The sequence below is a fragment of the Pseudomonas sp. NPDC089758 genome, assembly GCF_044748705.1.
Lineage (GTDB): Bacteria > Pseudomonadota > Gammaproteobacteria > Pseudomonadales > Pseudomonadaceae > Aquipseudomonas > Aquipseudomonas putida_X.
This window is the reverse complement of record NZ_JBIVGN010000005.1, coordinates 348,487-361,957: the sequence shown is the minus strand read 5'-3', so window position 1 is coordinate 361,957 and position 13,471 is coordinate 348,487. Positions and strand designations below refer to the sequence as shown.

Annotated in this window: 14 protein-coding genes; 3 read left to right on the top strand and 11 right to left on the bottom strand. The window is 64.9% G+C overall.

All coding sequences use genetic code 11. The features are described 5' to 3' along the window. Positions 1–32 precede the first annotated feature (32 nt). The 11 genes from ACIPZH_RS10045 to ccmA form a co-directional block, all read right to left on the bottom strand. The gene (locus tag ACIPZH_RS10045; RefSeq protein WP_400636069.1) at positions 33–971 is read right to left on the bottom strand and encodes a 2-hydroxyacid dehydrogenase; all 939 of its coding nucleotides are present in this window, start codon (positions 969–971) and stop codon (positions 33–35) included. Between the two features lie 150 nt (positions 972–1,121). Beyond that, entirely contained in the window at positions 1,122–1,541 is a 420-nt protein-coding gene (locus ACIPZH_RS10040; RefSeq protein ID WP_400636068.1) for a hypothetical protein, read from the bottom strand. An 11-nt stretch (positions 1,542–1,552) separates the two neighbouring features. Further along, positions 1,553–2,743, bottom strand: coding sequence for a c-type cytochrome biogenesis protein CcmI (ccmI, locus tag ACIPZH_RS10035; protein ID WP_241804546.1), 1,191 nt, complete (start codon positions 2,741–2,743; stop codon positions 1,553–1,555). Further along, positions 2,736–3,212, bottom strand: coding sequence for a cytochrome c-type biogenesis protein CcmH (locus tag ACIPZH_RS10030; protein WP_400627531.1), 477 nt, complete (start codon positions 3,210–3,212; stop codon positions 2,736–2,738). Before ACIPZH_RS10030 ends, ccmI begins: the two co-directional genes overlap by 8 nt. After that, on the bottom strand, positions 3,209–3,745 hold the full coding sequence (locus ACIPZH_RS10025) for a DsbE family thiol:disulfide interchange protein (RefSeq protein WP_267817660.1): 537 nt from the start codon (positions 3,743–3,745) through the stop codon (positions 3,209–3,211). Before ACIPZH_RS10025 ends, ACIPZH_RS10030 begins: the two co-directional genes overlap by 4 nt. Further along, positions 3,742–5,715, bottom strand: a complete 1,974-nt coding sequence (locus tag ACIPZH_RS10020; protein ID WP_400636088.1) for a heme lyase CcmF/NrfE family subunit — start codon at positions 5,713–5,715, stop codon at positions 3,742–3,744. The genes ACIPZH_RS10025 and ACIPZH_RS10020 overlap by 4 nt, the downstream gene beginning before the upstream one ends. Positions 5,716–5,726: 11 nt before the next feature. Then, on the bottom strand, positions 5,727–6,182 hold the full coding sequence (ccmE, locus tag ACIPZH_RS10015) for a cytochrome c maturation protein CcmE (protein ID WP_241804549.1): 456 nt from the start codon (positions 6,180–6,182) through the stop codon (positions 5,727–5,729). Beyond that, on the bottom strand, positions 6,179–6,355 hold the full coding sequence (gene ccmD, locus ACIPZH_RS10010; protein ID WP_012273475.1) for a heme exporter protein CcmD: 177 nt from the start codon (positions 6,353–6,355) through the stop codon (positions 6,179–6,181). The genes ccmE and ccmD overlap by 4 nt, the downstream gene beginning before the upstream one ends. Continuing rightward, complete coding sequence (locus ACIPZH_RS10005; RefSeq protein WP_241804550.1) at positions 6,352–7,119, bottom strand: heme ABC transporter permease; 768 nt, start codon at positions 7,117–7,119, stop codon at positions 6,352–6,354. Before ACIPZH_RS10005 ends, ccmD begins: the two co-directional genes overlap by 4 nt. Positions 7,120–7,165: 46 nt before the next feature. Further along, positions 7,166–7,834, bottom strand: coding sequence for a heme exporter protein CcmB (gene ccmB, locus ACIPZH_RS10000; RefSeq protein ID WP_241804551.1), 669 nt, complete (start codon positions 7,832–7,834; stop codon positions 7,166–7,168). Further along, the gene (gene ccmA, locus ACIPZH_RS09995) at positions 7,831–8,463 is read right to left on the bottom strand and encodes a cytochrome c biogenesis heme-transporting ATPase CcmA (RefSeq protein WP_241804552.1); all 633 of its coding nucleotides are present in this window, start codon (positions 8,461–8,463) and stop codon (positions 7,831–7,833) included. The genes ccmB and ccmA overlap by 4 nt, the downstream gene beginning before the upstream one ends. A gap of 203 nt (positions 8,464–8,666) precedes the next feature. Between ccmA and ACIPZH_RS09990 the strand changes: the two genes are divergently transcribed. Genes ACIPZH_RS09990 through ACIPZH_RS09980 form a run of 3 tightly spaced genes read left to right on the top strand, consistent with a single transcriptional unit; the run spans position 8,667 to position 13,347 of the window. After that, positions 8,667–10,223: a flagellar hook-length control protein FliK gene (locus ACIPZH_RS09990; RefSeq protein ID WP_400636067.1), complete on the top strand. Its 1,557-nt coding sequence runs from the start codon at positions 8,667–8,669 to the stop codon at positions 10,221–10,223. Next, positions 10,220–10,564, top strand: a complete 345-nt coding sequence (locus ACIPZH_RS09985; RefSeq protein ID WP_241804554.1) for an EscU/YscU/HrcU family type III secretion system export apparatus switch protein — start codon at positions 10,220–10,222, stop codon at positions 10,562–10,564. The genes ACIPZH_RS09990 and ACIPZH_RS09985 overlap by 4 nt, the downstream gene beginning before the upstream one ends. A gap of 59 nt (positions 10,565–10,623) precedes the next feature. After that, on the top strand, positions 10,624–13,347 hold the full coding sequence (locus ACIPZH_RS09980) for a dermonecrotic toxin domain-containing protein (RefSeq protein WP_400636066.1): 2,724 nt from the start codon (positions 10,624–10,626) through the stop codon (positions 13,345–13,347). The last annotated feature ends 124 nt before the right edge of the window (positions 13,348–13,471 follow it).

Sequence of the window (13,471 nt, the reverse complement as noted above, 5' to 3'; positions counted from 1 at the left end):
CAGCCAGCGCCGGGCAGAATTAAAAACGAACGTTACGGATGGACGGGTGTAAGTACCGGTTCGCCGGCGAAGAAGGCCTGTAGATTGCGCAGGACCAAGGCCACCGTGTCACGCGCCGCTTCAGGGGATTGCCCGGCCACATGCGGGGTGAGCACGGTATTGCCGAGGGCCTTCAAGGCGTCGGGCACGGCCGGTTCGTCATCGAACACATCAAGTGCTGCGCCTGCGAGTTGCCCGTGCTGCAGGGCACTTATCAGCGCCGGGGTATCCACAACGCTGGCACGGGCGATGTTCACCAGGTAGCCCTCGGGGCCCAATGCCTCAAGCACCCGAGCATCGACCAGGTGATGGGTATTGGTACCGCCCGGGGTGGCTACGACCAGAATGTCTACGGCATCGGCCAGGTGCAACGGGCTGTCGTACCAGGTGTAAGGCACGTCCTGGCGCGGCGTGCGGCTGTGATAGCAGACACTCATGTCGAAGCCCAGGCTGGCACGTTTGGCGATGGCCCGGCCAACTGCGCCCAAGCCGAGGATGCCGAGGCGCTTGCCACTTACCGAGGGGCTGATGACCCGGTTCCACGCGCCGAGGCGGATACCGGCATCGGCGCGTGGAATGTCGCGCAGCAGGGCCAACAGTATCGCCAGGGTGTGGTCGGCCACGGCGGCAGCATTGGCACCAGCGCCATTGGTGACGGTGATGCCACGAGCAGCGGCGGCGGCCAGGTCGACCTGTTCGTAACCGGCACCGATCACGCAGATGATCTGCAAGTGGGGCAACGCTTGGATTTCAGCAGCGGTCAGGCCCAGCGGGCCGCGGGTAAGCACCGCATCGATTTCAGCGCCATGGCGGCGGATGGCGTCGCCACGCAGCTGCGCAGACGGTGCGCGAATCAGCCGGTAGCCGGCCTGTTCGAGCAGGGGCAGGTAATCATCGACGGTTTCCACCAACACCAGGACTGTCTTGCTCATGCACCCCTCCGGCTCTAATTCGAAGGGGCATTATGCGGAGTCGGCGGGCGGTACAGTCAATCGGTAAATCGCGGGTAAACTGTACTGTATCGGTTGCTTGCTACTGGCCGTGCCGGCTTGCCGACGACACGGCCAGAAAACACAACGCAATTACTGAGCGAACGCCCGGCCCAGCCCACCGGGTACACCACTGCTGTCGGTCTCCTGCCACGGGCCATCCGGGCTCAGAGACCAGCTCCAGCCATTGTCATAGCGGTAGTAGGTGCGCTGCCGGTAGAACGTATTGAGTTTCTTCTCCAACACATAAACACCCAGCTTCGGATCCCAATGGCTTGCGCCCCCCGGTGGTGGGGCAAAGCTTGCTGAGGTCCGCGGCATCGGTTTGGGTGTCGCGGCCGGTTTGCTCGGCTGCGTGGAGGGTTGGCTACCCGGCAGCGGCTTGACCACCGGCCCCTTTTGCGCAGGCACCGTTTCGATCGGTGGGGCCGGCTGTTCGTACGGCTCGCGCACCGTACACGCAGACAAACCCACGGCGAGAGTGATCAGGGTCAGGCGGACGACGTTTCGCATGGCGGGTTCTCTTACCGGTCGGGGCTGTCGATGATCAGCAGTTGGGTGGCCTGGGTGGTGCTGGGCAGCGGTGCGCCTTGGCCGATCCACTCACCCTGGGTGGGCTGGCCAGCGCGCGATACCCTTGCAACCAGTTGGACTTCGGCAAAGTCGGACAGTTTCATCTGCGGCATCATCGCATCGGCGTCAGACAATTCGACCTCCAGCGGCAATTGGGCCACGGTCACCCGCTTGGCCGCCAGCGGCATGGGCGGGCCGTTGCTAGCCCGGGCGAAGATGAACACCGCATCGCCGGGCTGGACCTCATCCTTGAGCGCCGGGGCCAGCTCGACCCGGACCTTCAGGCGTGCTGCCACCGGGGTCGCAGGCTTGCCAGCGTTGCCGCCCAGGCGCTCTGCCGCACGGTCGATGCCACCTTGCAAGGCCGCGCGCGAGGCGTCGCCTTCAGGCAGTTGCGCCAGCAGGCGGTTCCAGTAGTCGATGGCTTCCTGGTAGCGCTCGCCTTCGAATGCCGCAATGCCGCGCAGGCCAAGGCTGGTCACTTCGTTGGGGTCGGCCTTGAGGGCCTCGTCGGTCAGCGCCTGCACCTGTGCGCTCCACTGCTTGTTGGCCGCGAAATACAGGGCCTGGGCCCATTGGCCCAGCAATTCGGGCTGGCGGCCGGCCAGGGCCACGGCGCGCTCGTAGGCTTTGGCGGCATCTGCCGGGCGCTGCTCGGCCATGTAGGCGCGGCCCAGGAAATACAGGCCCTCGGCCGAATCCGGCTGAGCCTGGACGGCGCGCTCCAGGCGCGTGGTCATTTCTTCCATCGTCTTGGGCGCCGCGGCGAACTCCTGGGTCAACTGCACTTTGTCCGCAGCACCAAAGTGCAGATACAGACCAAGCGCCACCACCGGCACCAGCACAGCGGCCAGCAGCGGCAGCACCCTGCCCAGGTGCCCCTGGCGCGGCGCTTCGGCGCCTTCGGTGTCGGCCAACAGTTCACGGGCGGCCTCATCACGGCCGCTGGCCAGTTGCGCGTCATCCAGCACCCCGGCGGCCTGCTGGGCAGCCAGTTCGGCGACACGTTCCTGGTACAGCGCTACGTTCAGCGCAGTACGGTCTTCTTCCTGCTGCTGGCGACGGCCACGCAGGATCGGGATCAGCAGAAAGCTGAGGGCGGCGAGCAGCAGCAGGCCCGCACCAAGCCAGAATTCAGTCATGGTTCTGTTCTTTTTCCAGCAGTTTGGCGAGACGTTCGCGTTCTTCGACGGACAGCTCCTGCGAGCCCAAGGTAGCTGGCACACGGCGCCGGCGGACAATCACCAACAGCACCGCAAAGCCACCGACCAGCAGAATGCCCGGGCCGAACCAGAGCAGCCAGGTACGCCCAGTGAGGGCTGGCTTGTAGCGCACAAAATCGCCATAGCGGTCGACCATGAAGTCGACGATCTGCTGGTTGCTCTTGCCTTCACCCAGCATGCGGAAAATCTCCCGGCGCAGGTCGGCGGCAATCGGTGCGTTGGAGTCGGCGATGTCCTGATTCTGGCATTTGGGGCAGCGCAGCTCTTTGGTCAGCTGCTGATAACGCTCACGCTCGGCGTCGTCGCGGAACTGGTAGGTATCGATCGCCGCCTTGGCCACGCCGGCCATGCTCAAAGCCAATACTGCGGCCGCAAGCCAGCGCTTCATGGTTTGGCCTCGTCGACCAGGCCCTGATACAGCGGCGCCAGTTGCTCGCGCCAGACGCTGGCGTCGACGACGCCCACATGCTTGTAGCGGATGATGCCCTTGGCGTCGATCAGGAACGTCTCCGGCGCGCCATAAACGCCCAGGTCCAGGCCAAGGCTGCCCTGTTCATCGCGAATATCCAGCTGGTAGGGGTTGTGGAAGTCGGCCAGCCACTTCTGGGCGGCGGCATTGTCGTCCTTGTAGTTGATGCCGTAGATCACCACGCCCTGCCCGGCAAGCTGGTTCAGGTAAGGGTGCTCGACCTTGCACGACGGGCACCAGGTGGCCCATACGTTGACCAGCGCCGGGCGGCCTTGCAGATCGGCCTGGGTCAGGGTGCGATCACCCTGGGTCGAGGCCAGGGAAAACGCCGGGAACGGTTTGCCGATCATTGCCGAGGGCAGCTCGTCGGGCTTGAGGAACAGGCCTTTGTAGAGGAAAACAGCCACCAGCAGGAATACCGCCAGTGGCACCACCATGATCCAACGCTTCATGCAGCTGCTCCAGACACGCCCAGGACATCACGCACCCGGGTCTTGACCTTGACGCGATAGCGCCGGTCGAGGGCCGCCAGCAAACCGCCCAGGCCGGTCAACAGACCGCCCAGCCAGATCCAGCGGACGTAAGGCTTGATATGCACGCGCACGGCCCAGGCGCCGTTGTCCAGCGGCTCGCCCAAGGCGACGTACAGGTCGCGAGTGAAACCAGCATCGATGCCGGCCTCTGTCATCATCGACTGCTGCACGGTGTAGAGGCGCTTCTCGGGGTGCAGCGTGGTCACTTCACGGCCATCGCGGCTGACCACGACGGTGCCCTTGTCGGAACTGAAATTCGGCCCTTCGAAGTGCTTGGCGCCCTGGAACAGGAACTGATAGCCCGCCAGTTCCACGCGTTCACCCGGCGCCAGGCGCAGGTCACGCTCGGCACTGTTGTTGCTCGACAGCACCACGCCAAGCGCGCACACCGCAAGCCCCAGATGCGCCAGTTGCATGCCCCAGTAGCTGCGCGTCAGGCCACGTACGCCTTTGGCCAAGCCCTTGTGGCGGGTCTTGTCGACGATGTCTCGCAACCCGCTGAGCACCACCCAGGCAGCCAGGGCAAAGGCGGTCAGGGTCGGCCAGTCGAAGTCGTCGACGATGAAACCGGCCACTGGCGCCAGCACTGCGCTGGCGATCAGTACCGGCGTCATCATGCTGGCCAGCCACTTGCCAGGGGTGTCCTTCCAGCGCACCACCACGCCGACGCCGAGCACCACCATCAGCAGTGCCATCAGCGGCAGGAACAAGGCATCGAAATAGGGCGGGCCCACCGACAGCTTGGCCCCGGTCAGGGCATCGAGCACCAACGGGTAGAGGGTGCCGAGCAGGATCATCGCAGCAGCCACTACCAGCACCAGGTTGTTGGCCAGCAGCAGCGTCTCGCGCGACCACAGGGCAAAGCCCACCTGGCTTTTGACCACCGGGGCACGCAGGGCGAACAGGGTCAGCGAACCACCGACCACGAACAGCAGGAAGATCAGGATGAACACACCCCGTGACGGGTCGGAGGCGAAGGCATGCACCGAGGTCAGCACGCCGGAGCGCACCAGGAACGTCCCCAGCAGGCTCAGCGAGAACGCGGCGATCGCCAGCAGCACGGTCCAGCTCTTGAACACGCCACGCTTCTCCGTCACTGCCAGCGAGTGGATCAGTGCCGTGCCCACCAGCCAGGGCATGAAAGAGGCGTTTTCCACCGGGTCCCAGAACCACCAGCCGCCCCAGCCCAGTTCGTAGTAGGCCCACCAGGAACCCAGGGTGATGCCCACCCCCAGGAAGGCCCAGGCGACGATGGTCCACGGCCGCGACCAGCGCGCCCAGGCAGCGTCCAGGCGGCCACCGAGCAAAGCGGCAATGGCGAAGGCAAAGGCCACCGAGAAGCCCACATAGCCCATGTACAGCATGGGCGGGTGGACGATCAGGCCGAAGTCCTGCAGCAGCGGGTTGAGGTCGCGGCCGTCAGTGGGCACTTGCGGCAGCAGGCGCTGGAACGGGTTGGACGTGATGATCAAAAAGCTCAGGAAGCCGACGCTGATCATGCCCATCACCGCCAGCACGCGGGCCAGCATCACCTGCGGCAGTTGCCGCGAAAACACCGACACGGCAAAGGTCCAGCCGCCCAGGATCAGCGCCCAGAGCAGCAGCGAACCCTCGTGCGCGCCCCACACGGCGCTGAACTTGTAGTACCAGGGCAAGGCGCTGTTGGAGTTGCTGGCCACATAGGCGACCGAGAAGTTGTCGGTCATGAAGGCATGGGTCAAACAGGCGAAGGCAAAGGCCAGGAAAGCGAATTGCCCCCAGGCCGCCGGCCGCGCCAGGCTCATCCACAGGCTGTCGCCACGCCAGGCGCCGAGCAGCGGCACACTGGCCTGCACGGCGGCGAAGCAGATGGCCAGGATCATCGCCAATTGGCCAAGTTCGGGGATCACCAGGGCTGCGTTCATGGTCTGGCCTCCGTACCGGTGGCGGCCTGGCCGCTTTCCTTCAGGGCCTTGGTGACCTCGGGCGGCATATACTTCTCGTCGTGCTTGGCCAGTACTTCATCGGCCACCACCACGCCTTCGGCGTTGACCTTGCCCAGGGCGACGATGCCCTGCCCTTCGCGGAACAGGTCGGGCAGGATGCCGCGGTAGGTGATCGGCACCGACTTGTTGAAGTCGGTGACCACAAAGCGCACGTCCAGCGAGTCGGACGAGCGCTGCACCGAGCCTTTCTCGACCATGCCGCCAGCACGGATGCGGGTGTCCAGCGGCGCTTCGCCATTGGCGATCTGGGTGGGCGTGTAGAACAGGTTGATGTTCTGCTGCAGTGCGCTCAAGGCAAAGCCGACGGCAACCCCGACACCGACCAGCAGGCCGACGATGAGCAACAGGCGTTTCTTGCGCTGCGGATTCACTGGTTGTTCTCCCGGCGCAAACGGCGCGCCTCTTCTTGCAGATAGCGACGACGGGCCAGCAGCGGCGCGGCGACATTCAGCGCCAGCACCGCCAGGCAGATGCCATAGGCCGACCACACGTACAGGCCATGGTGGCCCATGGCGAGAAAATCACCGAAGGTGGCAAAGCTCATTGTGCGGCCCTCCGCCCCAGGCTGTTCAACACTTCGTCCTTGACCCAACTGGCGCGCGCCTCGCGCTTGAGCACTTCAAGGCGCATGCGCAGCAACAGCACGGCACCGAAGAAGCAGTAGAAACCCAACACCGTGCACAGCAACGGCAGCCACATTTCTGCGGGCATCGCCGGCTTTTCGGTGAGGGTGAAGGTGGCGCCCTGGTGCAGGGTGTTCCACCACTCCACCGAGTACTTGATGATCGGGATGTTGACCACGCCGACGATTGCCAGCACGGCGCACGCCTTGGCCGAGCTGTCACGATTACTGATCGCCTGGCCCAGCGCAATGATGCCGAAGTACAGGAAAAGCAGAATGAGCATGGACGTGAGGCGGGCGTCCCACACCCACCAGCTGCCCCAGGTCGGCTTGCCCCAGATGGCGCCGGTCACCAGCGCCACGGCGGTCATCCAGGCGCCGATGGGCGCGGCACATTGCAGGGCCACGTCGGCCAGTTTCATCTTCCACACCAACCCCACTACCCCGGCGACCGCCAGCAGCACGTAGCAGGACTGCGCCAGCATCGCCGCCGGCACATGAATGTAGATGATGCGGAAGCTGTTGCCTTGCTGGTAGTCCTGCGGGGCGAACGCCAGGCCCCAGGTGATACCGACCAGCAGCAGAAGCACGGCAGCGCCGGCCAGCCATGGCAGCATGCGGCCGCTGATGGCATAGAACCATTTCGGGGAGCCCAGCTTGTGGAACCACGTCCAGCTTATTTTCATCAGGGTACATCCAGGGTATTTGCCGGGCTTGAGAGCCCGGGACTCGTTATTCACCGACACTGATCTTCAGGCCGGCCGCTATCGCAAAGGGTGCCAGGGTTACAGCCAGGGCCGTCAGGCTGGCGAGCCAGAGCAGGTGGCCGGTGGCCGGCATATTCTGCAACGCCGCTTGCAACGCACCACTGCCCAGGATCAATACAGGGATATACAACGGCAGTATCAGCAACGCCAGTAACAAACCACCGCGCTTCAGACCGACCGTCAGTGCCGCGCCCACCGCACCCAGCAGGCTCAATACCGGCGTGCCCAGCAGCAGGGAGCCGAGCAGCACCGGCAGGCAATGGCTCGGCAGCCCCAGCATCAGCGCCAGCAGCGGCGCCAACAATACCAGTGCCAGCCCGGAAAAGGTCCAGTGCGCCAGCACCTTGGCCAGCACCAGCAACGCCAGCGGGTGCGGCGACAGTACCCACTGTTCCAGCGAGCCATCCTCGAAGTCGCTGCGGAACAAGCCGTCCAGCGACAGCAGCACTGCCAACAGTGCCGCTACCCAGACCAGCCCAGGCGACAAGGTTTGCAACAATTGGCTTTCCGGGCCAACCGCCAAGGGAAACAGCGCAACGACGATGGCAAAGAACACCAGGGGGTTGGCCAGCTCGGCAGGGCGACGGAACAGCAGGCGCGCTTCGCGACGCAACAGCGAAATGAATACGCTCATGCCGCCCATTGCCCCAGGTTCAGTTCACGGTAACCGTAGGGCTTGCGCTCCAGCGTGTGGTGGGTGGTCAGCACCACCGTGCCGCCCTGCTCGCAGTGGGCCGCCAGGTGCGCTTCCAACTGAGCCACGCCTTGCTTGTCCAGAGCGGTGAACGGTTCGTCGAGAATCCACAGCGGCGGGCAAGCCAGGTGCAGCCGGGCCAGGGCCACGCGGCGCTGCTGGCCAGCGGACAGGGTATGGCAGGGTACGTCTTCGAAACCGCGCAGCCCTACCGCCTCCAGCGCCGCCCAGATCGCCTCGCGGCTGGCCGGCTGGTGCAACGCGCACAGCCAGGTGAGATTTTCCTCGGCGCTGAGCAGGTCCTTGATGCCCGCAGCGTGGCCGATCCACAGCAGGATGCTGGCCAAAGCGTGGCGCTGTTCGGCCAGTGGCTTGCCGCCCAGCAGAATCTGCCCGGCGGTAGGCTGCATCAAGCCGGCCAGCAGGCGCAGCAAGCTGGTCTTGCCGCTGCCATTGGGGCCGCTGATTTGCAGCATGTCGCCAGCGCCCAGCTCGAAATCGAGCTGCTCGAACAGCAGGCGCCAGTCGCGCTCGCAGGCCAAGCCTGCGGCTTGAAGGTGAAGGGTCACGGTTTCGCCTTATCATTGTAGGGCTTCGGGCCGGTGTTGGCTGCTACACGGGTGAACCCGCGTGGCAGCCAACACCGCTCCAGAGCCCTTGTGTCTCAAGTCGCCCCGCGCGCTGCCGTTATACTGGCAACCACCGGCGCGCGGCATTATTACACGCGCTGCCGCGCTGCCAAGAGGCCGGGCTCGACAGGTTGTATACAATCATGACTGAAATCAATAGTCTCGGCGCACAAACCGCGATCAACAGCCAAGCCATGAAGGCAGGCATGACCGGCGAACTGCTGCGTCTGATCCAGGCACAGCCCGGCCTGCTGGCCCCCGGCGAGACCGCGCAGGCCGAAGTCGTGTCGATGCGCCAGGCAGGCCAGGAGTTCCAGTTGGTGCTGCGCCTGATACAGGCCAACGGCGTGCAGACGCAATTGCAAGCCAATGCCAACCAGCCCCTGCCCCCCGGCAGCCAGGTCACCGTCACCCAGCCCGAAAGCAACCGCCTGGCAATCATGCTGCAGCAGGCCAACGCCAGCCAGATCGCCACCCTTACTCGCCTGGACCCCAGCAAAGTACCCGTCGGGACCCTGCTGCAGGGCAAAGTCCTGACCAACCAGGCACTGGCCCAGGCGCCTGGCCAAGCGCCGATCTACCGGGCGCTGGTCAGCCTGCTCAACAGTGCACAGGCCGGCGCCACCTTGAGCGTCGACAGCCCGCGCCCACTGGCCATTGGCAGCCTGCTCAGCGCACTGGTGCAGGGTGACCAGTCGCTGCGTTTCGTGCCGCTCAGTGGCAGGCAGGACCAACTGAGCATTGCCCAGCAGCTGCTGACCCAGCAAAACCGCCAGGCCTCGCTGCCCGGCCTGCTCAACGCCCTGCAACAGCTGACCCGCGACCCGAGCGCCGATGGCGGCCTGCGCGCCAGTGCCGAACGCCTGTTGGCGGGCCTGCCGGACGCCCGGCAACTGAGCGACGCCAAAGGCGTGGCCCAAGCGCTGAACAACAGTGGCGCCTTTCTTGAAGCGAAATTGCTCGGCGGCTTCCCCGCCAGCATCGCCACAGACCTCAAGGCACACCTGCTGCGCCTGGTTGCCCAAGCCCCGGTCCTGCCGGCGGGCAACCCCAACCTGGCACCCTCCAGCCTGGCCGTGACCATGCCGGCGCTGGCGCGCAGTGCCCTGGGCATGCTTGAACGGGTCAGCCCCAAGCCGCAGCCTGGGGCATTTCCGCTGCCATCGCGCTTGCTCAAGGCCCTGGAAGACGAAGGAGACCTGCAACAACTGCTGCGCCTGGCTGCAGCTGCCGTTTCACGCTTGCAAAACCATGCCATGAGCAGCCTGCAACAAACCGGCACGCTGGAAAACGGCAACCTGCAGACCACCTGGCAAACAGAAGTACCGATCCGCCACGGCCAGGAGTTCATCCCGCTGCAGGTCAAGATCCAGCGTGAGGAAACCCCGCAACAGCAGGCCGAACAACAGCAGGAATCGCAAGACCCGCTGCAAGCCCTGTGGCGCCTGGAGCTCGCGTTCGACCTCTCGCCCCTTGGCCCGTTGCAAGTACAGGCACAATTGAGCCAAGGCCGCCTGAGCGGGCACCTGTGGGCAGAGCGCGAACCAACAGCCAGGCTCATCGACAGCCAGCTCGGTGCCTTGCGCAATCGCCTGCTGGAACGCGGCCTGGACGTCGGTGACCTGGAATGCCACCCGGGCATCCCCCCTCAAGGCCCGCGCACACGGGTGGAGCAACGCTGGGTAGACGAAAACGCATGACACAGAAACCAACACGCCAGGCCATTGCCCTGACCTACGACGGGCAGCAGGCCCCGACCCTCAGCGCCAAGGGTGACGATGCGCTGGCCGAGGCCATCCTGGCTTTGGCCCGCGAGCACGAGGTACCGATCTACGAAAATGCCGAGCTTGTGCGCCTGCTGGCTCGCCTTGAGCTGGGCGAACAGATTCCTGAAGCGCTGTACCTGACCATCGCCGAAATCATTGCCTTCGCCTGGCAACTGCGCGGCCGTGTGCCGGCAGGCTTCGCCGACGACCCGGCAGCGCCCCGTGACGTCACGCCAACGCCGCTGGGCCTGCCCACGGGTGGTAGCGTTACCTGACGCCGTTTGCCGCCCCGCTCCACCACCCTGTGCCCCTTCCTCGACACAAGGGTAACCCCATGCAGCCCGCTCCCTCCCCCAGCCCGGCCCTGATCCGCCAGGCGTTGAAAGGTGTACCGCGCCCCGACCTGCTGGCCCAGCAGGTACTTACCGACTGGCTCACCCCCCAGGGCGTGGCGCAATCGCCATTGCTGATCGACGTGGTCACGTTCCATTACCGGACCGAACCGGCGGGTGAAGGCCGCGCCAGTACCTATACCAAAGCGGTCATCACCCAGAAAATGAACCTGGTCGAAGCATTGCTCGCCAACTGGCAGGGCGAATCCGCGGCAGGCTACGGAGGTTTTCACTATGGCGACTGGGCAGGCCTCCCGCCACAGGACCCGTTGACCATCGTGGATAGGCTCGAGCCAATCGACCCGCTCTCCAACGCCTCGCCTTACCAAGTGTTCAACGGCTTGTACACGCGCACCGAGCCTGCCCGGTACGCACCGGACACGCGCTTGCCGATACGCGCCGAGGACTTTCAGACCGCGGCCTGGAAGCTGAATTTCCACACCCTGTTCAAGCAGCAACTCGACACCTACTGGGAGCAGCAGCAAGCCCAGTACCGGCGGGCCATTCACATCGCCTTCATCGCCGCCTGCAACCGCCAGGTGGCGCAGGGAAGCCTGTCCGATGCCCAGCGCCGTCTGGTCTGGCGAGCCTGCGGCTTGCTGCCTTACGGCGACCTCAGTGTGTCGTTGCTCAACGTCTACGGTTACACCTCGACCGACATCCTGTACATCCAGCAGGGCACCAGCCGTGAGACCGTCCTGTACATCCCCGGCAACTCATCGCCCTTTCATGCGTTCCCCGACGCCCAAGCCATGAAGCACTGGTTTGCCCGCCAGTGCCAGGCCCCAGACAAACGCAGGGCGATGCTGGGCCACTTCGCCCGCGCCGACTGGCCCGACGGCCTGGATTTCAGCGGCCTGCGCACGGCGTTAACGGGGCTGGGCCTGTACCCGGTCGCACATCGTTTCAGCGCCCATCACCCTGGCTTTGCCACCAGCGGCTACTGGGACCCGCAACAGATCATCGATTTCCGCCCAGATACCTATTCCCCTCCGATCACCAGCGACCTCTTCGAGCACCTGACCTTGCAGCGCAAGCAGCGCACCTATGCCGATGCCGACAGCCAGATCACCAGCAACCATGAGGTCGACAAGTCCCGATGGGGCAATTACCTCACGCTGGTCACCGCCCTGCTGGCGCCCCTGGTCATCGTCCTGCCCGAGCTTGCGCCGCTGCTGGTGATCGGTGGCCTGGGCCAGTTCAGCCTGGGCCTCGACCAGGCCATCAATGGCAAGAGCCTGGAGCGCAAGAACGCGGGTGTCGCCGACCAGACGTTCGGCTTGTTCAACGCCCTGCCCGTGGCCGGGCAGGGCTTAGCCAGGGAGGCAGCGGTGTTTCGATACTCCCGTCCAGGGTTCTTCGGCTCCGCCCGCGTTGCGGATTTGCTGGGCGCCCCGGTCGGCGCGGCGCCTGTTGCCCAGGCGAGCGATTCGGTGGAGCTGGCATTCCGGGCCCCGGCGATCATGTCCTCCAGCAGCCTGGCGGCCGTGGTGACGCGCGTCGACGAAAACCTTGAGCACCGCTTCATGGCATGGCTGCAGACGCCCAAAGGCGTGGTCGGTGAATGGGTCGAGTATGAGTTTGCCAGCGACAGCTTCGTCCGCGCCCGAGACACGCACATGATCGCTCCGCTGCGCTGGCGGCTCGCCGACGGCCAGGACACAGCCCTGACCCTGTCCACCCAGCGGCATGTCGCCACCGACGCCCAGCGCACCACCACCCTTCGGGCATTGGGTATCGACCTGGAGGTGCCCATCGACTACGCGCCTTATGAGCAACTGCAACGCACGCCGATCCCCCGGCTGATCAGCAGTGTCTGGTTGGGCGACAGTGTGTTGCAAGGCGAATTCCTCGAAGCCCTGGTGCACAACACGCGCGTGGCCCGCATCAGTGGTTACCGCTACCAGATACTGCTTTCGCAAAACGACCACCAGGTGTTTCAGCGCAACATGCTGCTGCTGCGCGCGCGCGCGGTAGGCGCACAGCTGCTACCCCTGGAAACCCAAGGCTTCTTCCGGGAATTCGCCCATTCAGCCTATTACCCGCAATACCTGGCCGCCATCGCTGGCAATGGCGGACCCGGCCGCAACCTTGCCTCCGCTTGCGACATCCTGCGGTACCGGTTGCTCAAGCACTATGGCGGGCTTTACCTGGACGCCGACGATCGGTTGCTCGACGCCAGCAGCGGCCAGTTCAGCCCTCCCCTGGCCAATCTGACACTCCAGACCACGGAGGATGGCCTGCTGCTCTCGCCACCGGTGTCGAACGACCAGTTGGGCATGTACGTCAAATTCAACAGCAGCATGATTGGCAGCCACCCGGGCAACCCGACGCTGGACGCAATTTCTGAAGAAATCCTGCGCCGCTACGGCCTGGAGCCCGACTTCTACAACAGCCGCCCACACCCCCGCCTGGCGCCGCTGTTGTTCCAGGCCTATGCCCGGCGCCTGAGTCAGTTGACCGGCCCAGCAGCGCTCAATGACGTAGTCGACCAACAGCTGCCGCTACTCAAACAGCTGCGGGAAATCTGCCATCTGCTGATGTCCCCGGTCTACGACATCCATGCAACGCTCAACCTGCGCCGGTTCCACGCAGTGCTGCAGCAGCACGTTCCGCTCGACAGGGTTGCGCGCATTGGCCGCGAGCATAGCTGGGCCTACACCTGAGCGATCCACTGGCGGTTCGCCCGAGTCGGCCCGGTTTGCCCAGGTTAGGCGAACCCTGCGATGCACCTACATAAATAGCGCCATCCCTAGCTGCACGCAGGTCACCTTGGCCAGCCCTTACAGA

Coding starts and splice junctions, on each gene's coding strand:
- ACIPZH_RS10045 (WP_400636069.1), bottom strand. CDS start 971: ATGAGCAAGACAGTCCTGGTGTTGGTGGAAACCGTCGATGATTACCTG.
- ACIPZH_RS10040 (WP_400636068.1), bottom strand. CDS start 1,541: ATGCGAAACGTCGTCCGCCTGACCCTGATCACTCTCGCCGTGGGTTTG.
- ccmI (WP_241804546.1), bottom strand. CDS start 2,743: ATGACTGAATTCTGGCTTGGTGCGGGCCTGCTGCTGCTCGCCGCCCTC.
- ACIPZH_RS10030 (WP_400627531.1), bottom strand. CDS start 3,212: ATGAAGCGCTGGCTTGCGGCCGCAGTATTGGCTTTGAGCATGGCCGGC.
- ACIPZH_RS10025 (WP_267817660.1), bottom strand. CDS start 3,745: ATGAAGCGTTGGATCATGGTGGTGCCACTGGCGGTATTCCTGCTGGTG.
- ccmD (WP_012273475.1), bottom strand. CDS start 6,355: ATGAGCTTTGCCACCTTCGGTGATTTTCTCGCCATGGGCCACCATGGC.
- ACIPZH_RS10005 (WP_241804550.1), bottom strand. CDS start 7,119: ATGAAAATAAGCTGGACGTGGTTCCACAAGCTGGGCTCCCCGAAATGG.
- ccmB (WP_241804551.1), bottom strand. CDS start 7,834: ATGAGCGTATTCATTTCGCTGTTGCGTCGCGAAGCGCGCCTGCTGTTC.
- ACIPZH_RS09990 (WP_400636067.1), top strand. CDS start 8,667: ATGACTGAAATCAATAGTCTCGGCGCACAAACCGCGATCAACAGCCAA.
- ACIPZH_RS09985 (WP_241804554.1), top strand. CDS start 10,220: ATGACACAGAAACCAACACGCCAGGCCATTGCCCTGACCTACGACGGG.
- ACIPZH_RS09980 (WP_400636066.1), top strand. CDS start 10,624: ATGCAGCCCGCTCCCTCCCCCAGCCCGGCCCTGATCCGCCAGGCGTTG.